The organism is Pseudoflavonifractor sp. An184 (assembly GCF_002160305.1).
GTDB classification, from domain to species: Bacteria; Bacillota; Clostridia; order Oscillospirales; family Oscillospiraceae; genus Lawsonibacter; species Lawsonibacter pullicola.
On the sequence record NZ_NFKI01000026.1, the window covers coordinates 1 to 21,629 of the forward strand.

At 64.5% G+C, this 21,629-nt stretch carries 19 protein-coding genes and 2 riboswitches; of the genes, 6 read left to right on the top strand and 13 right to left on the bottom strand.

All coding sequences use genetic code 11. The annotated features are described in order from the left end of the window. Positions 1–178 precede the first annotated feature (178 nt). On the bottom strand, positions 179–967 hold the full coding sequence (locus tag B5F19_RS09765) for a TIGR00282 family metallophosphoesterase (RefSeq protein WP_087290016.1): 789 nt from the start codon (positions 965–967) through the stop codon (positions 179–181). 169 nt (positions 968–1,136) lie between these two features. Here B5F19_RS09765 and spoIID point away from each other — a divergent pair, with 169 nt between their 5' ends. Beyond that, entirely contained in the window at positions 1,137–2,195 is a 1,059-nt protein-coding gene (gene spoIID / locus B5F19_RS09770; protein ID WP_087290019.1) for a stage II sporulation protein D, read from the top strand. Between the two features lie 59 nt (positions 2,196–2,254). Here the strand turns inward: spoIID and B5F19_RS09775 are convergent, their stop codons facing one another. After that, positions 2,255–2,650, bottom strand: a complete 396-nt coding sequence (locus B5F19_RS09775; protein ID WP_087290021.1) for a hypothetical protein — start codon at positions 2,648–2,650, stop codon at positions 2,255–2,257. Positions 2,651–2,903: 253 nt separating this feature from the next. Between B5F19_RS09775 and B5F19_RS09780 the strand changes: the two genes are divergently transcribed. Next, positions 2,904–3,386 carry a deaminase gene (locus B5F19_RS09780; protein WP_087290023.1) on the top strand — a complete coding sequence of 161 codons (483 nt, stop codon included), beginning with the start codon at positions 2,904–2,906 and terminating at the stop codon, positions 3,384–3,386. Positions 3,387–3,435: 49 nt separating this feature from the next. On the opposite strand, the gene B5F19_RS09785 is transcribed toward B5F19_RS09780, so the two are convergent. The 7 genes from B5F19_RS09785 to B5F19_RS09815 all read right to left on the bottom strand — a co-directional run bounded on the left by B5F19_RS09785 (position 3,436) and on the right by B5F19_RS09815 (position 8,841). Beyond that, positions 3,436–4,047, bottom strand: coding sequence for a pentapeptide repeat-containing protein (locus B5F19_RS09785; RefSeq protein ID WP_087290025.1), 612 nt, complete (start codon positions 4,045–4,047; stop codon positions 3,436–3,438). Beyond that, the gene (locus B5F19_RS09790; RefSeq protein ID WP_087290027.1) at positions 4,044–4,427 is read right to left on the bottom strand and encodes a metallopeptidase family protein; all 384 of its coding nucleotides are present in this window, start codon (positions 4,425–4,427) and stop codon (positions 4,044–4,046) included. The genes B5F19_RS09785 and B5F19_RS09790 overlap by 4 nt, the downstream gene beginning before the upstream one ends. A gap of 58 nt (positions 4,428–4,485) precedes the next feature. Continuing rightward, entirely contained in the window at positions 4,486–5,031 is a 546-nt protein-coding gene (locus tag B5F19_RS09795) for a chromate transporter (RefSeq protein ID WP_087290029.1), read from the bottom strand. After that, on the bottom strand, positions 5,018–5,590 hold the full coding sequence (locus B5F19_RS09800; RefSeq protein ID WP_087290033.1) for a chromate transporter: 573 nt from the start codon (positions 5,588–5,590) through the stop codon (positions 5,018–5,020). The genes B5F19_RS09795 and B5F19_RS09800 overlap by 14 nt, the downstream gene beginning before the upstream one ends. Positions 5,591–5,741: 151 nt before the next feature. Next, positions 5,742–6,593: a hypothetical protein gene (locus B5F19_RS09805; protein ID WP_087290035.1), complete on the bottom strand. Its 852-nt coding sequence runs from the start codon at positions 6,591–6,593 to the stop codon at positions 5,742–5,744. 31 nt (positions 6,594–6,624) lie between these two features. Beyond that, positions 6,625–7,551: a fumarylacetoacetate hydrolase family protein gene (locus tag B5F19_RS09810; protein WP_087290036.1), complete on the bottom strand. Its 927-nt coding sequence runs from the start codon at positions 7,549–7,551 to the stop codon at positions 6,625–6,627. A gap of 111 nt (positions 7,552–7,662) precedes the next feature. Further along, the gene (locus tag B5F19_RS09815) at positions 7,663–8,841 is read right to left on the bottom strand and encodes a pyridoxal phosphate-dependent aminotransferase (RefSeq protein WP_087290038.1); all 1,179 of its coding nucleotides are present in this window, start codon (positions 8,839–8,841) and stop codon (positions 7,663–7,665) included. Between the two features lie 194 nt (positions 8,842–9,035). Here B5F19_RS09815 and B5F19_RS09820 point away from each other — a divergent pair, with 194 nt between their 5' ends. Beyond that, complete coding sequence (locus B5F19_RS09820) at positions 9,036–9,998, top strand: LysR family transcriptional regulator (RefSeq protein ID WP_087290040.1); 963 nt, start codon at positions 9,036–9,038, stop codon at positions 9,996–9,998. 92 nt (positions 9,999–10,090) lie between these two features. Here B5F19_RS09820 and B5F19_RS09825 read toward each other — a convergent pair whose 3' ends face one another. Beyond that, positions 10,091–11,530 carry an aminoacyl-histidine dipeptidase gene (locus B5F19_RS09825; protein ID WP_087290043.1) on the bottom strand — a complete coding sequence of 480 codons (1,440 nt, stop codon included), beginning with the start codon at positions 11,528–11,530 and terminating at the stop codon, positions 10,091–10,093. A 127-nt stretch (positions 11,531–11,657) separates the two neighbouring features. Here B5F19_RS09825 and B5F19_RS09830 point away from each other — a divergent pair, with 127 nt between their 5' ends. Beyond that, positions 11,658–12,314 carry a response regulator transcription factor gene (locus tag B5F19_RS09830; protein ID WP_087290045.1) on the top strand — a complete coding sequence of 219 codons (657 nt, stop codon included), beginning with the start codon at positions 11,658–11,660 and terminating at the stop codon, positions 12,312–12,314. A gap of 2 nt (positions 12,315–12,316) precedes the next feature. Further along, complete coding sequence (locus B5F19_RS09835; RefSeq protein WP_087290047.1) at positions 12,317–13,219, top strand: HAMP domain-containing sensor histidine kinase; 903 nt, start codon at positions 12,317–12,319, stop codon at positions 13,217–13,219. 302 nt (positions 13,220–13,521) lie between these two features. Here B5F19_RS09835 and B5F19_RS09840 read toward each other — a convergent pair whose 3' ends face one another. Next, on the bottom strand, positions 13,522–14,895 hold the full coding sequence (locus B5F19_RS09840; protein ID WP_087290099.1) for a sodium:alanine symporter family protein: 1,374 nt from the start codon (positions 14,893–14,895) through the stop codon (positions 13,522–13,524). 127 nt (positions 14,896–15,022) lie between these two features. Further along, positions 15,023–15,119, bottom strand: a riboswitch (glycine riboswitch). Beyond that, a riboswitch (glycine riboswitch) is annotated at positions 15,120–15,213 on the bottom strand. It abuts the riboswitch before it with no gap. A gap of 253 nt (positions 15,214–15,466) precedes the next feature. On the opposite strand from B5F19_RS09840, the gene secA reads away from it, so the two are divergent. After that, the gene (gene secA, locus B5F19_RS09845; protein ID WP_087290101.1) at positions 15,467–18,223 is read left to right on the top strand and encodes a preprotein translocase subunit SecA; all 2,757 of its coding nucleotides are present in this window, start codon (positions 15,467–15,469) and stop codon (positions 18,221–18,223) included. Between the two features lie 1,144 nt (positions 18,224–19,367). Here the strand turns inward: secA and ytvI are convergent. Both ytvI and B5F19_RS09855 read right to left on the bottom strand, forming a co-directional pair. Further along, positions 19,368–20,534 (bottom strand): sporulation integral membrane protein YtvI, encoded by a 1,167-nt coding sequence (gene ytvI, locus B5F19_RS09850; protein ID WP_087290049.1) that lies wholly within the window; start codon positions 20,532–20,534, stop codon positions 19,368–19,370. A 102-nt stretch (positions 20,535–20,636) separates the two neighbouring features. Continuing rightward, on the bottom strand, positions 20,637–21,503 hold the full coding sequence (locus tag B5F19_RS09855; protein ID WP_162612560.1) for a DegV family protein: 867 nt from the start codon (positions 21,501–21,503) through the stop codon (positions 20,637–20,639). Between the last annotated feature and the right edge of the window lie 126 nt (positions 21,504–21,629).

Here is a 21,629-nt window from a genome sequence, read left to right on the forward strand (position 1 = left end):
CCGCCCGCAGGCGGCGAAATCCCCCGCGAAAAACCGCCGAAACGGCGCGCCGAGGTCGTCGCGCCCTACAAGGTATCCGAAATCTGCCCCCTCATCCGGCCCCTTCGGGACCACCTTCCCCCCAGGGGGAAGGCTTTAAGGGGGCGGTGAAATCCCCCTGCCTAATGAAAAAAACGGCTCACTCCAACAGATCCACCCGCCTCACCTCCACGCACTGATGCGTCTCGGTGTCGATGACAAATTTGCAGGCGTTGATCTTACAGGGGCCCTCCGCCTCCTCGTACCGCTTGGGCAGGCCGCCCAGAAACAGGTTCAGGGAGAGCTCCGGCTTCACCCCCAGAATGGACAGGCGTGGGCCGGTCATCCCCAGGTCGGAGAGAAACCCGGTCCCCTTGGGGAGGATCTGCCCGTCCGCCGTGGGCACGTGGGTGTGGGTGCCCCAGACGGCCTCCACCCGCCCGTCCAGGTACCAGGCCATGGCCCCCTTCTCGCTGGTGGCCTCGGCGTGGAAATCCACCAGCACCACGTCGCACTGCTGGATGTCCTCCCGGCGGAGGATCTGGTTGACCTGCTTGAAGGGGCTGTCCAGATTGGCGTTGAGCTCCAGGCGGCCCATCAGGTTGATCACCCCGATTTTCAGCCCCCGGGGCCCGTCGTAGATCCCGAAGCCCCGGCCGGGCACCCGGCCGGCGTAGTTGGCCGGGCGGAGAATGTACCGGTCCTTCTCCAGAAAATCCGCGATCTGAATGCGGTTCCAGGTGTGGTTGCCCAGGGTGATCACGTCGGCCCCGGCGTCATAGAGCCCCCGGGCCTGCCGGGGGGTGATGCCCACCACCGAGGCGTTCTCCCCGTTGACCACGGTGAAGTGGATGTCCTCCGCCTCTCTCAGCTCCTTCAGGCGGCGGGCCAGGATATCCTGGCCCCCCTCTCCGCACACGTCCCCCACCGCAAGCACATTCAGCAGCATGGTGCCTCTCCTCCTTGGAAATCGAAATCACATCTCCCACCATTATAGTGTATCCAACGGGAAATCGCAAAGGCTTTTTGCTTCCGGCGGACATACCCCGCCAACCGGCAGCATATTCTGTCTGTGAGCGCGGCCCGGCGGCCGGCAATTTGAGAGAGGGGGCAGAGGGATGGCATACCGGGATCGAAGAAGGGACTCTGGAAGCCGCGGGACAGGCTCCCCCGCCCGGCGGGCGGCTGGGACGGGACTCATCCTGTCTGTGGTCCTGTTCCTCCTGCCCCTGCTCACCGTACCGCCCCCCGGCTCCGGGGAGACGGCGGAGGAGCTGCCCACCGGCACCCTCCCCATCCACCGGGCGGTGCAGACCGCCTCGGGGGAGCGGGACAAGAGCCGGATGGTGAAGCTCCAGCAGGCGGACAGCACGGTGGCGGAGCTGTCCATGTCCGACTACCTGTTCGGGGTGGTGGCGGCGGAGATGCCCGCCGCCTTTGAGGAGGAGGCCCTGAAGGCCCAGGCCTGCGCCGCCCGCACCTACACCGTCCGGAAACAGGAGCACACCACCGGCGCCCACCCGGAGGCCGACGTGTGCACCGACGTCAACTGCTGCCAGGCCTACGTCCCCCGGGAGACGGCGGAGAGCCGCTGGGGAGTGAGCGCCCAGACCTACGCCCAGAAAATCGAGGAGGCCATCGCCGGGACCGACGGCCTGGGGGTCCTCTATCAGGGGGAGCCCATCCAGGCGGTGTTCTTCTCCTCCGCCCCGGGCCGCACCGTGGATGCGGTGGAGGTGTGGGGGAACCAGGTGGACTACCTCCAGAGCGTGGAGAGCCCCGAGGGGGAGGAGGTCCCTAACTACCACAGTCAGGCGGTCCTCTCCGCCGCCCAGGTGCGGGAGACGGTGCTGGCCTCCTACCCCGGGGCAGACCTGTCCGGCGACCCCTCCGTCTGGTTCGGAACTCCCGCCGTCAACGAAGGGGGCACGGTGTCCAGCGTCCTGGTGGGGGGCGTCACCCTCACCGGAGGTCAGGTGCGCACCCTGTTCGGCCTGCGCTCCGCCTGCTTCACCGTGGGCTGGGACGGGACCAACTTCACCTTCTCGGTCACCGGCTACGGCCACGGGGTGGGCATGAGCCAGTACGGGGCCAACGCCATGGCCAAGGCGGGCAGCTCCTTTGAGGAGATCCTCACCTGGTACTACACCGGCACCCAGGTGGAGCAGCTGTGGTGAAACCGGTTCCCAGGATAGAAAACCGCCGGAGCAAATCGCTCCGGCGGTTTTTGTGGTATTCAGCTTTTTTCCTCAAAAACGGCGCCGCAGCTGCGGCAGGTGACGGTGATCTTCCCCTTGCCCCGGGGCACCCGGAGCTGCTGGCCGCAGTTGGGGCACTTGAAGTAGCAGTGCTCCTTGTCCCGGTGGATGGTGCGGCGCAGCCGGAACCACTGGATGGCCGGTCCGGCCACCTTTAGGAATTTGGCGTTCTCCGCCCGGCGGCGGGCCGGGTTCCGGGAGAGCATCCGAAACAGCGCAAACAGGATCGCCACAAAGGAGATCCAGTAGAACAGTTCAATCCTGGTGAGGAAATAGAGCACATACAGCGCCACATATAAAATCAGCAGGGCGGTATTCAGCTGATCATTTCCATAGCGGCCGTACATAAACCGCTGAAGTGCATTGCGGATCATAGAGAGCCTCCTCGCGCGGGGTAAGCGGAACAGACACCCGGCTCAACCATTTCTTTTTCTGAAAAATATGATACTGCGCAAATAAAAACTCGTCAAGAAATCAATCGTAAACAAAGTGTAAATTGTGCCCCGGAGGGGGACAATTCCCCTCAAAATGTTCCACCCGGGCGGATAGCCCCTCGGCTCCCCCCTTGCCTTTCGGAGGGAAATCCGGTATACTTAGGGCAAAAAACAAGGCTGGGAGGGCCCTTCCATGAAGCGCATCGACAAAGAGAATTACTATCTGGACATCGCCGAGACGGTGCTGGAGCGGTCCACCTGCCTGCGCCGGTGCTACGGAGCCATCATCGTGAAAAACGATGAGATCGTCTCCACCGGCTACAACGGCGCCCCCCGGGGGCGGAAGAACTGCATGGACCTGGGCTGCTGCACCCGGGAGGCCATGCAGGTGCCCAGCGGCGAGCGGTACGAGCTGTGCCGCTCCGTCCACGCGGAGATGAACGCCATCATCTCCGCCGCCCGTCGGGACACCCTGGGGGCCACCCTGTACCTGGCGGGCCGGGAGGCCAAGAGCGGCGAGCTCCTCCACGACGCCACCTCCTGCTCCATGTGCCGGAGGGTCATCATCAACGCGGGCATCGACCGGGTGGTCATCCGCAGCGGCGAGCGGGACTACCGGGTGGTCCATGTGGAGGACTGGGTGCGGGAGGACGACTCCCTGCCTGCAAAAGTATAAGCATAAAGCAGCGGGGGCTCAGACCGAACGTCTGAGCCCCCCGATTTTTTTACACCCATTTGACCCCCAGCAGGGCGGCCACGTCCGGGGCCTGCTCCAGGGCCAGGACGGCCCCCCGCAGCTCCTGGTGGTCCTGGGAGAGGGTCAGCCCCCGGATCTCGCAGGTGGACAGGTCCACCCCCCGCAGGGAGGTCTGGAAGAAGTCCGCCCCGGTGAGGTCCGCCCGGCGGAAGGCCAGGTTCCGGTGCCGCACCTGGGAGAATACCCCCTGGGTCAGGCGGCAGTCCTGAAAGAGTCCCGTCTTCCAGCTGGTCTTGGCAAAGTTGGCGTACCGCCAGGAGCCCTCCTCCACCCGGGTGTGGGAGAAGGCGCTCTGGGCGAAGGCGCACCCCTCCCCCCGGCAGTCCAGAAAGACCGCCTCCCGGAAGGAGCACTCGGAAAAGCGGCAGCCGGACAGGTCGCACCGCTCCCAGCGCACCCGGTCAAAAAAGCTGCGGCTGAAGTCCACTCCCATCAACCGGCAGCCACGGAACACCACCTGCACGCAGTCCAGGTGGGAGAAATCGCCCCCGGCCAGCACCTGAGCGGCGTACTCCCGCTCCCGCAGCTCCCCCTCCCCCTGGAGGCACCGGGTCAGATCCCGCTCCAGCGAATCGCTCACGGCTCCCCCTCCCCGTACGCCTCCCGGGCCTGGCGGAGGAACTCCGTGTCCTTGTCGTCCAGTGCGTGGAGGCCGGCGGTGTCCTCCATGTGGTGGGTGAACTCGTGGGCCACGGTGGCGAAGATCTCGTCCTTCCAGGTCTCCTCGTCCTCGCCGGCCAGGAGGGCGGCAAAGGAGCCGTAGTACAATACGATGTACCGCCCCAGCATGTCGTGGCAGTACTCCCCCATAATGTACATCTCTCCCGGGGGAAACTCCGGGTCGGGGAGGGCCTGCTCCTCCAGCTGGATGCCCCCGTCCAACTCCTCAAAAAACGCGTCCGGGAATTTTTGGGAGATCTCCTCCAGCCAGTCCCCCATGGTCTCATAGCTGGGCACCATATCGTCCGCCTCCTGTCTCAAGCTGTTCTGGCGCCGCCATTATACCACGCCGGGCGGGCTACTGCCAGCCCAAAACGCCGAAACACAGCAGCCCCAGCAGGGCGCTGATCCCGATGACCACCGGGACGCTCTGCTTTCCCTTCAGGAGCAATACCAGATCCAGCACCCCGATGCCCACCGCCGGCAGGCTCACCTGGCCGGAGGCCCCCAGGTAGTTGGTGAGCATGGAGCAGGTCACCCCCACCACCATGCCCAGGCAGGCGGGGCGGACCCCCACCAGGATGTGCTCCATGTACTTGTTGCCCTTCACCCGCTCAAAAAATACGGCGGCCCCGGCGCACAGGGTGAGGGTGGGGGACATGACCCCCAGATTGGCGGCGATGGCCCCGGGGATGCCCGCCGCCTGAATGCCCGCGAAGGTGGCGCAGTTGAAGCCCAGGGGGCCCGGGGTCATCTCGGCGATGGCCACAATGTCGGCCACCTCGCTGGCGGTCATCCAGCCGTGGGAGAGCACCTCGTCGTTGATAAGGGGGATCATGGACAGCCCGCCGAAGCTGGTGAACCCGATTTTCAGAAAGCTCCAGAACAGCTCAAGCAGCACCATCGCCGTTCCCTCCTCTCCGCTCATATACTTCGCAGATGGCCAGTCCGGCGGCAATGCCCATCAGCACCAGGAACACACAGTTCACGTCCCAGATCAGGTACAGGGCGAAGGAGGCCGCCGCCACCGCCACACAGGGTGGATACCGGAAGGCACCCTTCACCAGATTCAGGGCGGCGGAGGCCATGATGGGCACGATGGCGGCCCGCACCCCGGTCATGGCCGCCATCACCCAGTAGTTGTCCCGCACGGCGGTGTAGCAGAGGGTGAGCACGCTCAGAATCATAAACGGGGGCAGGATCATAGCCACCAGACACACCACGCCCCCGGCCAGCCCCGCCGCGTGGTTGCCGTACAGCATGGCCACGTTGCCGATCATGGTGCCGGGCAGGCTGCGGCCCACGCTGGTGATGTCCAGCAGCTCCTCCCCGGTGATGGTCTTTCGCTTCTCCACATACAGCCGCTGCATTTGGGCCACAATGCCCCAGCCGCCCCCAAAGGTAAAACTGCCGAACTGAAAAAATTCCCAAAACAGGGCCAGCAGCGTCTTTCCTCGCTTCATGCCGCCGCCTCCTTTTCTGTTTTCACCGGATTATCATACACCCATCCCCGGGCACGGGCAAGTCCCCTCCCCATTCGGGCCCGCCCCCCACAAAAACCGCCCCGGACGCACAGACGTCCAGGGCGGCTTCTCTTTTGCAATATCAGGCGTTTTACTTCTCAATGCCCCGGCGCTTCATCCAGTCGGGGAGGGGTTTATTGTTGTACTTACAGCCGGGGTAGCGGCAGTTGGAGCAGTTGCCCTTGTTGCCGGGAATGGCGGGCTCGCCCTTGACGTTCCGCTCCAGGTAGTCCACCAGGGCCTTGATGTCGGCCTCCTCGCCGTCCACCGCCCAGTAGTGGGCCCCCTCGTTGCCGCCGATGCCGCCGGCGCACACCACCTTGGCCTCACAGCGGAACATCATCCGGATGGCCTCCGCCTCGGTGACGATGTCCGCGCTGGACAGGCAGTACATGCCCGGGTCGGCCCCCAGGGAGATGTCGATGCGGCTGGCCCCGCCCAGGGCCCGGCTGGCCGCCGGCACGGAGGACACCAGCTTGTCATAGCCCACCGGGCAGATCCACTTCAGGCCCTTGGAGGTCATGTACCCGATGAAGTTGGGCACCGTGCCCCCGTTGAAGCCGCTGGTGATGACGCCCACGTGGCCCTCCAGGTCGAAGGCGTTGGCCCCCTTGAGGATGACGGTGTCGGCGTGGTAGTCCTGCAGGGCCTCGTCGATCTTCTTGTCCACAGGCTGCCCCTTGTAGAACACGTTGGGGAAGCTCTTGCGGCTCTCCGGCTCGGTGACGCACAGCAGCCCCTCACAGCTCAGGCCCACGGTGCAGCGGCCGGGCTCGATGGACGGGTCGTTCAGCAGCTCCTGGGCGATGAAGGCGTTGGTGGTGCCGCCGGCCAGAATCACGTAGGCGTCCTTCCATGCCCTCTGGAACTCGGGCATCTGGATCACGGCCTTGGCAATCAGGCGGCGGGCCTCCGCCGGGGTCAGAACAAACGTCGCTTTCATAGTAAAAACCTCCTCACAAAAGGTAACAGTATCACGCTTTTTCCGGGTGCTTCTTCAAATCCACCACCGGGTTCACCAGGGGCTCCATGGCGAATCCGTCCGGACCCACGATGCGGCACTCGGCCACGTCCCCGTCCTGGATGGGGAAGGCCCGGGGGGTGCCGGTGGCCAGCACGTCGCCGGCGTACCAGCCCTGGATACTGCTGTGGAGGGACACCAGCCGGTCCGGCTTGTGGGTCATGTGGTCCACGGTGTTCTTGGCGTGGATCTCCCCGTTGTGCACCGACTGGACCTCCAGCTTCAGCACGTCGGGCACCTCGTCGGGGGTGACCAGCTGGGGACCGAAGGAGAAGAAGGTGGGGAAGTTCTTCACGATGCACAGGTACCGGGGGTTGCCGCTGAGGTAGTCGTTCCCCTTCAGGATGGACTCCTCGGTCATGTCCAGGATGGTGGTGTAGCCCACGATGGCGCTCTGCCAGTCCTCCTGGGCCACGTCCCGGCAGTCCCGGCCCATGATGACGCCCAGCTCCGCCTCGGCTGTGGTCTTCTGGGCCTCCTTCAGGGTGGGCAGCTTGATCTCGTCCCCCGGGCCGATGAGGGTGTCCGCCATTTTAAAGAAGCTGCCGGGGAAGCCCTGGGGAGGGGCGTTGCCGATGTCCCCCGCGTGCTCGGCGTAGTTCAGGCCGATCCCGAAGATTCGCCGGGGGTTCCGGTACAGGGGGGCGTACTCCACCTGGTCCTGGGGCACCAGGCCGGGGATGGTCTCCAGCTCGTCCTTCCCGCCCTCGTTGTACCACCTGGTGAGGCCGGGCACCTGCTGGGCGCAGATCAGCTCGTACATCTCCTCTCTCCAGGCGGTGCCCTTGGCCGCGTTCAGGGCCGCGATGGGCAGGATGCCGGACTCCGTGACGATACCGGCAATTTCTTTGCCGTTTAACTTGATGGTTGCCAGACGCATAACGATTCTCCTTTTTCAGCCGTCCGGCGGGGCGGGGGTCCCCCGCCGCCGGGCGAAGTCCTCTGTTTTTATCTTACCACCCCGGCCGCGCCGGGGCAATGGAGAAGTTCCTCACTTTTTCAAGTTCTCCACCGCCTGCTTCAGGCGCTGGCACCCCTCCACGATGCTCTCATAGCTGGCGGCGAAGGACATGCGCAGATAGCCCTCCCCGCCGGGGCCGAACACGTCGCCGGGCACCAGGGCGATCTTGGCCTCCTCCAGGAAATACTGGGACAGCTCCGCCGAGGACTTTCCCAGCTCCTTGCAGTTGATGAAGATGTAGAAGGCGCCCTTGGGGCACAGGCAGCGGATGCCGTCGATGTCGTTGATGGCCTTCACTGCGTAGTCCCGGCGGCGCTGGTACTCCTTCACCATCTCCTGCACCTCGTCCCCCTCCTGGGTGAGGGCGGCCACGGCGGCCGCCTGGACAAAGCTGGGAGCGCAGGTGGTGTTGTGCTGGTGGAACTTGTTCATCACAGTGATGTACTCCTCCGGAGCGGCCACATAGCCCAGCCGCCAGCCGTCCATGGCGTAGGCCTTGGACATGCCGTTCATGGTGAAGGTGCGCTCCTTCATGCCGGGGAGGGAGGCGATGCTCACGTGCTTGGCCCCATCGTATACCAGCCGCTCGTAGATCTCGTCGGCAATCACCATCAGGTCGTGCTCCTGGACAATGGAGGCCAGCTCCTTGAGCACATCCTCCTCCAGCACGCCGCCGGTGGGGTTGTTGGGGGTGACGATGACCACGGCCCGGGTCCTGGGGGTGATCTTGGCCCGAATCTCCCCGAAATCCATCTGGTAGCCGTTCTCCTCTTTCAGGCTGTAAGTGACGGCCCTGGCCCCCAGCAGGTTGGGCACATTGATGTAGTTGAGCCACACCGGGTCGGGCACCAGGATCTCGTCCCCCTCGTCCAGCAGAGCGGCCAGCACGGCGAACACCGCCTCGGACAATCCCACGGTAACCAGCACCTCGGAGGCCGTATAGTCGATGTGGTTCTCCCGCTTGAGCTTGCCGGCGATGGCCTGGCGCAGCTCCATGGTGCCGAAGTTGGAGGTGTAATGGACCTTTCCCTGGGCCAGGGCCTCGTTGGCCGCCTTTTTGATGTACTCCGGGGTGTCGAAGTCGGGGCGGCCGATCTCAAAGTGGAGCACCCGCTCCCCCGCCCGCTCCATGGCCAGGGCCTTCTCGTTTACCTTCCGGATGCCCGAGGGGGCCATCCGGTCCATCCGGGCTGCAATGTGATAGTTCATACGCATTCCGCTTCCTTTCCTGACGCCTGCGCGCAGATATAACCGACGGATACCGGACGGTCCCGCGGCCGCTTCAGGGCGGACGCCTTGCCGCTTGTCCGGCTTTCTGCTATAATTTTACCGGAACCCGCCGGATTTGTAAAATTCGTAAGTGTTTAAGAGCTCATATCGTTTTGCTTATAGGGGGCGCGCTCATGCTGAACTACAAGGAGTACATCTACGCCATCTACCAGGAGCACAGCTTCTCCAAGGCCGCCCAAAAACTCTTCGTCTCCCAGCCCTGGCTCAGCTCGGTGGTGAAGAAAGTGGAGCAGGAGATCAAGACCCCCCTCTTTGACCGGAGCACCAACCCCATCTCCCTGACCCCCGCCGGAGAGTACTACATCCATCAGGTGGAGAAGGTCATGGCCATTGAGGAGGACATGCGGGAGCACTTCGCCGCCCTCAGCGGCCCGGACACCCAACTGCACATCGGCAGCTCCATGTTCTTCTGCACCTATGTGCTCCCCCGGCTGTTCCAGGAGTTCCGGGAGCAGAACCCTCAGATCACCCTGACCCTCACCGAGGGGAGCAGCGCCGCCCTGTCGGAGAAGCTGCTGGAGCGAAAGCTGGACTTCTTCCTGGAGGCGGAGCCCCTCCAGGACCCCAAGATCCAGTCGGTGGCCTGGTGTACCGAGGAGATCGTGCTGGCAGTCCCGGCCCGCCTCCCCATCAACCGGGAACTGGCGGAGTACCGCTACTCCTTTGATGAACTGCTCAAGCGCAACGAGCCCGGCCGCAAAAAGCCCCCGGTCCCCCTCCAGGCCTTCCGGGAGGAGCCCTTCCTGCTCCTCCAGAGGGGCAACGACCTCTACGACCGGAGCATGGAGCTGTGCCGGAACGCGGGCTTCACCCCCAAGACCTCGGTCTTTCTCACCCAGATGATGACCGCCTACTACCTGGTCTGTGAAGGACAGGGGGTTTCCTTCCTGCGCTCCACCATCCCCGAGTATGTGACGCCCACCGACAGCGTGGTCTTTTACCAGCTCCGCGACCCCATGGCCACGCGCCCCATCTATCTGTCCTACTTGAAGCGCCGCGCCAATCCCGTACAGCAGAAGCTCATTGACTTCATGTGGAGCCGCAGCCTGCTGGGGGACCGGCCCGGCGAGCGGTAAGTCCCGTCCAGACTCAAACAGATTCTGTTCCGCACAGGTTTTCCACCGGCGAAACGCGGACCCTGGAACATCCAAGGTCCGCGTTTCGTTTTTTATTTGCTCCGCTTCAAAACTTCCAGCAGGAAGGCCCACACCCGCTGGACGGAGGAGATGCTCATCCGCTCCCGAGGGGTGTGGATCTCCAGCAGGTCGGGGCCGATGGACACGCAGTCCAGGCCCGGGATCTTCCCCGCCAGCAGGCCGCACTCCACCCCGGCGTGGATGGCCTCCACCTTGGGCTCGTGCCCGTACTGCTCCCGGAACACCTGGACCATCCGGTCCCGGAGGGGCGATTCCTCCCGGTACTCCCAGGCCGGATAGTCCCCGGAGTATTGGGTCCTGCCCCCCAGGGCCTGGGTGAGGCAGGTGAGCCGGTCCTTCAGGGCCTCCTTCTGGGACCCCAGGGAGCTGCGCACCGAGAAGCAGGCCCGCAGCTCCTCCGCCCCAGTGGTGAGGATGCCCAGGTTCAGGGAGGTCTGCACCAGGCCGGGGATGTCCCCGCTCATGGCCTGCACCCCGTTGGGCAGGCAGGTGAGGAGGCACACCGCCCGCTCTGTACTGGCCCGGTCCATGGGACTCCCCTCCCACTGGGAGGGCTCCGCCCGGAGAAACAGCTCCGGGTCGGTGGTCCGGTACTCCCGCCGCAGGTTGGCCTCCAGCTCCCGGAGGGCGGCCCGGGCAGCCGCCTCATCGGACACCACGATCTGGGCCCGGCTCTCGGTGGGGATGGCGTTGTCCTTGCTGCCCCCTGCCGCCTCTCCCAGGCGCAGCTCGGTCCGGGCGGACACCGCCCGCAGGCAGCGGCCCAGGAGGACGTTGGCGTTGGCCCGGCCCCGGTGGATCTCAGTCCCCGAGTGTCCCCCCGTCAGGCCGCCCATCGAAATGGTCATCCTCGTTCCTGCAAAGGGTTCTCGCTTTACAGGAAGAACACACTCAGTCCGGTTTCCCCCGGCGCAGCTGACGGTGAACACCCCCTCCTCCTCCGAGTCCAGATTGATGAGGGTCCTGCCCCGCAGGGGGGACGCGTCCAGGGCGGCCGCCCCCAGCATGCCCACCTCCTCGTCCACGGTGAGGACCACCTCCAGGCGGGGGTGGTGGATGTCTTGGGCGTCCAGCAGGGCCAGGGCCATGGCCACGGCGATGCCGTCGTCGCCCCCCAGAGTGGTCCCCCGGGCGGTGACAAAGTCCCCGTCCACCTCCAGGTCCAGCCCCTCCCGCTCCAGGTCTTTGGGGCAGCCCGGCTCCTTCTCGCACACCATGTCCAGGTGGCCCTGGAGGATCACCGGCTCCGCCCCCTCATAGCCGGGGGCCGCCTCCTTGATGATGATGATATTGTTGAGGGCGTCCTGGTGGTACTCCAGCCCCCGGGCCTTGGCAAAGGCGGCGCACCAGTCGCTCACCGCCTTGGTGTTCCCCGAGCCGTGGGGGATGGCGCACAGCTCCTCGAAATAATGAAATACAGCCCTGGGCTGCAATGGGGATAGCACTTCCATACTGCGCTCGCTCCTTTTCTCGCTTCTGCCGTTATCTTACCCCGGGCGGCCCCCTTTGACAAGGTCTTTTTCTTTTTCTGACCCCGTGGTACAATACGGACATCTGATTGGAAGCGAGGTGGGTCCCGTGGACCATATTTTGATTGTGGAGGACGACCGGGCCCTGAGCCAGGGCATCCGCCTGGCCCTGGACCAGGCGGGGCGGCAGTTCACCCAGTGCCACACCCTCCGGGAGGCGGAGGAGGCCCTGGCCGCCCATCCGCCCCAGCTGGTCATCCTGGACCTGAACCTGCCCGACGGCAATGGGCTGGACCTGCTCCGGCGGCTGCGGGCGGCCTCCCCCCTGCCGGTGCTCATCCTCACCGCCAACGACCTGGAGGTGGACCAGGTGCTGGGGCTGGAGCTGGGGGCGGACGACTATGTGACCAAGCCCTGTTCCCTGGCGGTGCTCCGGGCCCGGGTGAACAACCTGCTGCGGCGCTCCCGGCCCGCCGCCCCGGTACTGGAGCTGCCCCCCTACGTCTTTGACTTCGGGCGGATGGTCTACACCAAAAACGGGGTCCCCCTGGACCTGTCCAAGACGGAGCAGCGGCTGCTGCGGCTGCTGGCGGAGCACCGGGGCCAGACCCTCACCCGGGAGCAGCTGCTGGACCGGGTGTGGGACGGGGGAGAGTTTGTGGACGAGAACGCCCTGTCGGTGGCGGTGAACCGGCTGCGCCGGAAGCTGGGGGAGGCCCCCATCCGCACGGTGTACGGGGTGGGCTACGTGTGGGCGGAGGGTTGATGATGGACGGATTTTCCGTGTTCTTCCTGCTCCTGGCCGGGGGCGGGGTGCTCTTCGGGCTGATCCAGCGGCTCCGGGCCCGGCGGCAGCTGGTCCAGATGGACCGCATGCTGGACCGGGCCCTGGAGGGACAGTTTCAGGAGACCACCTTCGACGAGTCGGCCCCCTCCGCCCTGGAGGCCAAGCTGGCCCGGTTTCTGAACGGCTCCGCCGCCTCCGCCCGCGGCCTGGCGGAGGAGCGGGGCAAGATCGCCGCCCTCATCGCGGACATCTCCCACCAGACCAAGACCCCCATCGCCGCCCTGCTGCTGTACTCCTCCCTGCTGGCGGAGAGCCCTCTCCCTCCCGAGCAGCGGGAGCAGGCCCGGGCGGTCCAGGCCCAGGCGGAAAAGCTGCGGTTTCTCATCGAAACCCTGGTGAAGTCCTCCCGGCTGGACAGCGGGATTCTCATCCTCACCCCCGCCCTCCACCCGGTGGGCCCCCTGCTGGAGGAGGCGGCCGCCCAGTACGCTGGGGCAGCTGCGGAGAAAAATATCTCCCTCACCGTGCAGCCCGCCCAGGGCAGCGCCCGGTTCGACCAGAAGTGGACCGCCGAGGCCCTGGGCAACGTGGTGGACAACGCGGTGAAGTACACGCCCCCCGGGGGCTCGGTGGCCCTGTCCGCCGTCTTTTACGAGCTGTTCTGCTGCATCCAGGTGTCCGACACCGGCCCCGGCGTCCCCGAGGGGGAGCAGGCCCGGATCTTTAGCCGCTTCTACCGGGGAGAGGGGGTGCGGGACCAGGAGGGGTTAGGACTAGGGCTCTTTCTCACCCGGAGCATCCTCACCCGGGAGGGGGGCTATGTGAAGCTGTCCTCCAAATCCGGGAAGGGCAGCACCTTCTCCCTCTACCTGCCTCTGGAATAAACAGCGGCCCCGCCGGTTGAACCGGCGGGGCCGCTCAGGCTGTCAAAAAAGTCCAAGGACTTTTCCGACAGCCTGCAAAAATGCCGTTACTTTTGCGCCCCGCAGCGGCGCAAAAGTCCTCGCTGCGCTCGCTGAACGCCTTGCTGTGCAAGGCATTCAGGGCATTCAATCCCACTCGAGGCGGGCTGCCGCCCCCTCGAGCTCCCCCGCCAAAACTGAGGCGAGTTCTACTCAACAGCGTTTTTTGACAAGCTGAGCCGGCGGGGCCGCTACTGTTGGGGTGTTCAGGAAATGCCGGGGCGTTACCGCCGCAGGTCGTGGTCGTCCTCCCGGGCCATCTTGGCTACCACGCCGGACAGGGCCAGCAGGGCGATCAGGTTGGGGAACACCATCAGGGCGTTGAACAGATCGGACAGGTTCCACACCAGGGGGGCCTCCAGCATGGAGCCCAGGGCCACGCACACCACCGCGATGCAGGCGTACACCTTCACCGCCTTGACGCCGAACAGGTACTTCACGTTCTGGGCGCCGAAGAAGTACCAGCCGATGACGGTGGAGAAGGCGAAGAACAGCAGGCAGATGGCCACGTACAGGTTGCCGAAGCCCTGGAACACGGTGGTGAAGGCCACCTGGGCCATGTTCTCGGCGGCGGGGTTCTCCGCCATGTTGTTCACGTTCAGGGCGCCGCTGGTGAGCATCACCAGGGCGGTCATGGTGAGGACAATGAAGGTGTCGATGAACACGCAGATCATAGCTACAATGCCCTGATCCTGGGGTTTCTCTACCTTGGCCATGGCGTGGGCGTGGGGGGTGGAGCCCATGCCCGCCTCGTTGGAGAACAGGCCCCGGGCCACGCCGAAGCGCATGGCCTCCCGCACGCCGATGCCGGCGGCGCCGCCCACAATGGCCTGGGGATCAAAGGCGCCTACCACGATCATCCGCAGGGCGTTGGGCAGGGCGGTGATGTTGGCGATGAGGAGGACCAGGCCGCCCACCAGATAGAAGGCGGCCATGATGGGCACCAGCTTCTCGGTGACCGAGGCGATGCGGGTGACGCCGCCCAGGAAGATGAAGGCGGCCACCAGGGCCAGAATCACGCCCACGATCCAGGTGGGCACGTTCAGGGCCTCCCGGAAGGCGTTGCTGATGGCGTTGGACTGGACCATGTTGCCGGTGAAGCCCAGGGCGAAGATGATGGCCAGGGCGAAGAAGCCCGCCAGGATCTTGCCGAAGGTCCCCTTGAAGGCCTGCCGGATGTAGTACACCGGGCCGCCGATCACATGGCCGGTCTCGTCGGTGGTCTTGTACTTCTGGGCCAGGCAGGCCTCGCCGTAGATGGTGGCCATGCCGAAGAAGGCGGCCACCCACATCCAGAAGATGGCCCCCGGTCCGCCGGAGATCATGGCGGTGGCGCAGCCGGTGATATTGCCGGTGCCCACCTGGGCGGCGATGGAGGTGGCCACGGCCTGGAAGGAGCTCATGCCCTCCTTGCCCGCCTTCTCTCCGTTGAGGTTGATGCTGCCGAACAGGCGCTTAAAGCCGGTCCCGAACTTGCGCACCTGAATGAAACGGGTGCGGATGGTGAAAATAATGCCGGTGCCCACCAGCAGGTAGAGCAGCAGGCCGTTCCACACAAAGTCTGCCAGATTGCTGACCTGATCGGCCAACTGGTTCATGTCCATATCTCTCTTCTCCTTTTCCTTTCCCGGACAAAAAACGGACCGCGGGTGGCTCCGCGGTCCGGTCGTTGGGCGAAAAAACACGCGCCCGCCCGCGTCAAAGACGCGCACAGGGGCGTTTTGCTTCCTCGTCTCTGTCCTTTTGCCTGAGAGATTGGCGGCCTGTACCCAAGACCGCGTTGCACCTTCGGCACCCGAATCGTCGAGCTTCTCCAGAGTCACATCCACGCACAGTCCTCGTTCCAGGGGAACGCCTGAGAGTGTTACTCCTTCGGCAAGCGGGCTGACGCCCTGCTGTTTTCCTGCGCGCTTCCTTTGTTCGGTTCACTTGTCTCTGATACGGTACCACAGCGGGCAAAGTTTGTCAACCCCTGGCGAACATTTATACATCTCCGGTGGAAAATCCGGAGTTCTCCCCTGGAAAATTGGAAATTGTGTGGGGGAAAGTTTACAATTTACTCTTTTTTCTCCCAGTGGGATGTGGTATACTAAGATGATCGTGCGCGGAAGCGCCGTTTTTCCCCGATATATTGGACAAATCAGCATCAGCATTGAGGTGTATCGCGATATGAACGTATTCAAAAAGATCTTCGGCACCAGCTCCCAGCGGGAGGTCAAGGCCATCATGCCTCTGGTGGACAAGGTCCTGGCTCTGGAGGAGGAGTACAAGGCCCTCAGCGACCACGAGCTCCAGGCCAAGACCGGTGAATTCAAGGAGCGCCTCCAGAAGGGCGAGACTCTGGACGACATCCTGCCCGAGGCCTTCGCCGCCTGCCGGGAGGCCGACTGGCGGGTGCTGGGCATGCGCCCCTACCCGGTGCAGATCATCGGCGGCATCATCCTGCACCAGGGCCGCATCGCCGAGATGAAGACCGGCGAAGGCAAGACCCTGGTGGCCACCCTGCCCGCCTACCTGAACGCCCTGTCGGGCAAGGGCGTGCACATCGTCACCGTCAACGACTACCTGGCCAAGCGCGACTCGGAGTGGATGGGCAAGGTGTACCGCTTCATGGGCCTCACTGTGGGCCTGGTCATCCACGGGGTGATGGGACAGGCCAAGAAGGACGCCTACGCCGCCGACATCACCTACGGCACCAACAATGAGTTCGGCTTTGACTACCTGCGGGACAACATGGCCATCTACGCCCAGGAGCTGGTCCAGCGGGGCCACTCCTTCGCCATCGTGGACGAGGTGGACTCCATCCTCATCGACGAGGCCCGCACCCCCCTGATTATCTCCGGCCAGGGGGAGAAGTCCACCCAGCTCTACACCCTGGTGGACCAGTTCGTCTCCCGCCTGAAGTGCCAGCGCATCGCCAAGGTGGACGCCAAGGAGGAGGAGGACCCGGACATCGACGCGGACTACATCGTGGATGAGAAGGCCCGCACCGCCACCCTCACCGCCCGGGGCATCGCCAAGGCCGAGCAGGCCTTCAACATCGAGAACCTGGCCGACCCGGAGAACACCACCCTCTCCCACCACATCAACCAGGCCATCAAGGCCCACGGGGTGATGAAGAAGGACATCGACTATGTGGTGAAGGACGGACAGGTCATCATCGTGGACGAGTTTACCGGCCGCCTCATGTTCGGCCGCCGGTATAACGAGGGCCTCCACCAGGCCATCGAGGCCAAGGAGCACGTGGAGGTGGCCAACGAGTCCAAGACCCTGGCCACCATCACCTTCCAGAACTACTTCCGCCTGTACGACAAGCTCTCCGGCATGACGGGCACCGCCATGACCGAGGAGGAGGAGTTCGGCACCATCTATGAGCTGGACATCGTGGAGATCCCCACCAACAAGCCGGTGCAGCGCGTGGACCACCACGACGTGGTGTACAAGACCGAGGCCGGCAAGCTCCGTGCGGTGGTCAACCAGATCGCCGAGTGCCACGAGAAGGGGCAGCCCGTGCTGGTGGGCACCGTGTCCATCGAGAAGTCGGAGCAGCTCTCCGACATGCTCAAGAAGCGGGGCATACGCCACAACGTCCTGAACGCCAAGAACCACGAGAAGGAAGCGGAGATCGTGGCCCAGGCCGGCAAGCTGGGGGCCGTCACCGTGGCCACCAACATGGCCGGCCGCGGCACCGACATCATGCTGGGCGGCAACGCGGAGTACCTGGCCAAGGCCGACCTGCGGAAGGCGGGGATGAGCGACGAGCTCATCGCCGAGGCCACCGGCTACGCCGACACCGACAACCAGGAGATCCTGGACGCCCGGAAGCAGTACGCCGACGCGGAGGCCAAGTACAAGGAGTCCATCAAGGCGGAGGCGGACAAGGTCCGTGAGGTGGGCGGCCTGTTCATCCTGGGCACCGAGCGCCACGAGTCCCGCCGCATCGACAACCAGCTGCGCGGCCGTGCCGGCCGTCAGGGCGACCCGGGCGAGAGCCGCTTCTACCTGTCCCTGGAGGACGACATCATGCGCCTGTTCGGCTCTGAGCGGGTGATGGGCATGATGGAGAAGCTGGGTGTGGACGAGGACACCCCCATCGAGCAGAAGATGCTCACCAACGCCATTGAGAACGCCCAGAAGCAGGTGGAGTCCCGGAACTTCCAGACCCGGAAGAACGTGCTCCAGTACGACGACGTGATGAACACCCAGCGCGAGGTCATCTACAAGGAGCGCCGGAAGGTGCTGGACGGGGAGGACCTGCAGGATTCCATCCAGAACATGCTCCACAACACGGTGGAAAACGCCATCCGGGGCCACCTGGGCGAGCAGAAGCACATGTCCGCCGAGGACTTCCGGGAGGCCACCGCCCAGTTCCGGAACATGTTCCTGAAGCCCGGCGAGCTGGAGCTCACCGACGAGGAGCTGCAGCAGTACGACGAGGACGGGCTGGTGGACCTGGTGGTGGGCAAGGCCAAGGAGGTCTACGCCGCCCGGGAGCAGGAGTTCGGCTCCCCCCTCATGCGGGAGCTGGAGCGGGTGCTCATGCTCCGGGTGGTGGACGAGTACTGGATGGACCAGATCGACGCCATGAACGACCTGAAGCAGGGCATCGGCCTGCGGGGCTACGCCCAGACCGACCCGGTGGTGGCCTACAAAAAGGAAGGCTACGAGATGTTCGAGCAGATGATCGCCGCCATCCAGGAGGAGACCCTCCGCCGCCTGTTCCTGGTGCGCCTGCGCCAGAACCAAGAGGTCAAGCGGGAGCGGGTGGCCAAGGTCACCGGCGAGTCCGGCGCCGGCGACGGCACCGTCCAGCAGCGGCCCCAGCGGAAGGTCATCAAGATCGGCCGCAACGATCCCTGCCCCTGCGGAAGCGGCCTGAAGTGGAAAAAGTGTACCTGTAAGCAGTTCCACCCGGATGTGAAGTAAAAATCTCCCGTCCCCTGGTCGAGTGGAGGGGGGCCTCCGGGGGGAACTAGTGCCCCCCGGAAGGCGCGGCCTGGCGCGAAGCGCCGCGTTTTCCGCAGAAAACGCCCGCGCCTTGAAGAAGTGTACCTGTAAGCAGTTCCACCCGGATGTCAAATAATTTGATTGTAAAATGAAAATGGAGAGGGCTGCCCCCTGCGGGCGGTCCTCTCCTTATATTTTGCGCTCCGGCGTAGTTAGAAATAGGCGGGCGGGAAACGAGAGATTCGGTTTCTCCGTAGGGTGCGAGAAGATGAATTGCCCAGCAGGGTCAAAGAAGCTGGCCTGGGCCACGACTCGGTGCCCGCTTCGCAGGGGGCTTCGTTTCATAGGGGATTTCGCCGCCTGCGGACGGCGACCTACTTTGCCCATGGCGGCTCGTCGTCGCAAAGTCCACTCCACTCCGTTTCCGCCTGGCGGCGAAAACTGCGTTCGTTCCCTTGCTCCTCCTCTTCCCGGCGAACCCGCTTCGCTGGGCTTCGCCGGGAGTAACGAGGGATTGGGCAAAACGCCCCGGGGCCGACTCCCCTTATCAAGGGGAGATGTCCCGAAGGGACAGAGGGGATAGGGACCGGCTCCAGATGAGCACTTCGTGCTCATAGTCGCCTTTCCCCGGACCCCATTTACGTGGGTTACCCCTTGAAGTAGGCAAAATATTTCCGGCGCGCAAAATCAGGAGTGCTTGGGTGCGTTTGAATCCGGGCCCACTGGGGCCCTGGGTGTACAAAATTTGATTTTACTGCGGTTTTCAGACTGCGCCTGGGTTTCCCAGCCAACGCTCTCGGTGTAAATCCTGGCGGGAGGCCCAAGGGCCTCCCCTACCCAAACCATGAGAGGTATTCTTAAACCCCGTAGGGGAGGGGCTTGCCCCTCCCGTCGTATCTCGGAAGGGGCCGTGGTTCGCCGTAGGGGCGACCCTTGCGGTCGCTCGCATGCGCCTTCCCCGCAAAAAGCCTTCCCCTTTAGGGGAAGGTGGCCCCGAAGGGGCCGGATGAGGGGAATGGTCCCAGCTATGAAGACGGTTTGTTTATGCCGTATGGGCGGGTGCCCTCACCCGCCTGCGGGGCCTCTGCCCTACGGGAGGGGCATCCCTGAAGCCCCCACAGTTCTACTCCTCCTTGCGGGGCGGGCGCTCCCGGAGGACGGCCATGATGTCCTCGGCGGCGGCGGCCAGGTCCAGGCGCACCCCCTCGAAGATGCCCAGCCGGATCAGGTTCAGGGCGATCAGGGCGATGGTGGGCCCCAGGATCATGCCCAGCACCCCGGCCAGCCGCCAGCCGATGTAGATGCTGATGAGGGAGGCGATGGGGGACAGCCCGGTCTGGTCGCCCACAAACTTGGGCTCCCCCACCCGGCGGAACAGGGCGATGGCGCCCCAGATGACCATGAGCTGGACGGCGTGGAAGTAGTTCCCCATAAACAGGTCGACGACCGCCCAGGGGACCATCACCGTCCCGGCCCCGATGATGGGGATGAAGTCCATGACGGCCAGCACCAGGGCCAGAAGCAGGCCGTAGGGCTGCCCGATGACAAAGAAGCCCACCAGCAGGATGAAGAACACCACCACCGACAGCAGGAATTCCGCCCGGAGATAGCCGCCAAAGGCGGCCAGGGCGGTGTCCCGCACCTGCTTCAAAAAATGGAGCAGCCGCTGGTGGGTGTGCTGGACCGCCTGGCTGCGGAGATAGGGGTAGTCCACCGTGAGCATGTAGCAGGCCATAATATAGATGATCAGGGCCAGCACCACATCCGGCACCCCTCTGGCCTTGTCGGTGGTATACTCCACCGCCGCGTTGAGTAGGTTGGGCATCGCGCTGCTCAGCCACTCCATGAACCCCTGGGTCACCGACTCCACCGCGGCGGTGAGCTGGGCCGGCACCAGCCTCCACAGCTGGGCGGACATGATCTCGATCTGATCCAGGGTGCTCTGCAGGTTCTCCAGCAGGCCGTTCCAGTTCTGCACCAGGGCCACCAGCTCCACGCCCCCGGCGTACCCCAGATAGCCGATCCCCGCCCCCAGCAGGCCGAACAGCAGCAGCAGAATCAGCAGGGTGGAAAATTTCCGGGGCACGCCCAGCCGCCGCTGCAGCCACCGGATGGGGGGATGCAGAATGGCCGCCGTGATGAGGGCGGCCACAAAGGGTGCGAACAGAGAGAGCAGGGGCAGCCCCACCGCCTGCAGCAGCCACAGGGCCAGCACCAGCAGGGCCAACCGGATTCCCAGCCTGGCCCACAGCTTGCCCCGCTCCGGCCAGGAGAGCTTCCTTTCCTCCATTGGGATCTGACTTCCTTTCTATCCGGCGGACGCACCGCCGGCCCGGCATGCAGACCGGCCCCGTCCCGAAAACTCCGGGCCGGGGCCGCTGTATCGCTTGGCTTACTCTTCCCGATAGACCAGGCCGATGAGATTGGGCCCGGCGTTGATGGCGATGACGCCGCCGATGGAATAGGTCATCTCGGCGCTTTCGCCCAGCGCCTTCCCGCTCTCCGCCTCCAGGCGGGCGGCCTGCTCCCGGTTGTTCCCCTCGATAACCAGATAGGGGGTCCCGGGCTTCCGGGTCTTCCGGCACAGCTCCAGCAGGGCGGGGACCACATTTTTCTCCCCCCGCACCTTGGAGAGGACCTTGGAGTCCCCGTTCTCAAAGGTCATGATGGGCTTGAGCCCCAGGGCGTCCCCCATAAAGGCGGCCGCCGCGGACACCCGGCCCGACTTCTTGGCGAAGCGCAGGTCCAGGGGGGCGAAGATCACCCGGGCGTGATCGATCCAGTCCTGGATATAGGCCACGACCTCCCCCTCGTCCGCACCGTCCCGGGCCATTCTGGCCCCCTGGACCACCGCCCAGCCGTAGCCCATGGTGTAGGTACGGGAGTCCAGAATATGGATGTGAAAGGTCTCTTTTGCCTCCGGATAGTCCTCATAGAACTCCTCCCGGGCCTGCGCGGCGTTCTGATAAGTAGCAGAGCCCTTGGCGTTGATGGCGGTATAGATCAGGCAGCGGCACCCCTCCTGAAACGCCTCCTGAAAGCACTGGCTGAAGACAAAGGGGTTGAGCTGGGCGTGGGTGGGAATCTGAGCCGCCGAGAGGAGCATGGGATAAAACTCCTCAGGGGTAAAATCATAGCCGTCCTGGAGCTCCTTGTTCCCCATGGCGATGGGGAAGGGGAGCACCTGAATGCCCAGTTCCTCCCGCAGGGCGCGGGGGATGTCGGCGGCGGAGTCTGTGACAAATTTGATCGGTAGCATGGCGGTCCTCCTGAAATGCTTCATTTCAAAGGGTCTAACCCCATTATTGCAGACCCAGAGAGAATTGTCAATGAACGTGAGATTAAGAATCTTCCTCCACGCATCAAAATACTTCCGGGTGACAGG